This is a genomic window from Pseudomonas sp. AC463 (assembly GCF_979253585.1).
The window spans coordinates 1-431 of record NZ_CEEDDZ010000136.1 but is presented as its reverse complement, the minus strand read 5'-3'; the positions used below and the strand labels follow the sequence as shown (position 1 = coordinate 431).

The 431-nt window shown below is 62.9% G+C and carries 1 protein-coding gene; it reads left to right on the top strand.

Features of this window, described 5'->3' with window-relative positions; translation table 11 throughout:
- Positions 1-106: 106 nt before the first annotated feature.
- Positions 107-431: histidine kinase dimerization/phosphoacceptor domain -containing protein (locus tag AC0IYH_RS29460; RefSeq protein WP_471837586.1), on the top strand; the 325-nt coding region annotated here is incomplete at its 3' end.

Genomic DNA, 431 nt, shown 5'->3' with positions numbered 1-431 from the left:
ATACTCAGGTTTGGGTCAGCCCGCACCGATGCAAACGTCCGTATGATACCGGGAGTCCTATTCTTCAGGTCAGGTGACGGCATCAACCAGAGCGAGGTTCGTCCCGATGCACATGACGATGGAAGGCGAGATGACCTCGCATGAGCCGACCACCCGGACCAACCGGATGCCCAGCGCGTCCGACGAGGTAAACCACCGAGTGGCAAACCAGCTTCAGCTTATCGGCGCGCTGATATCGGCGGAGGCGCGGACCGTCGTCGATGCGGGGACGCTCGGTGTGCTCGAGCGCACGCGTCAGCGCATCATCGCTGTCGGAGCCGTCCATCGGCAACTCTATGTCGGGAGCCAATCGGAGGTGGACCTCGGCGAGTACCTCCAGGATCTGGGAGAGCAGCTTTCGCGCACCTGCGGCCCACAGCGACAGGTCGGGA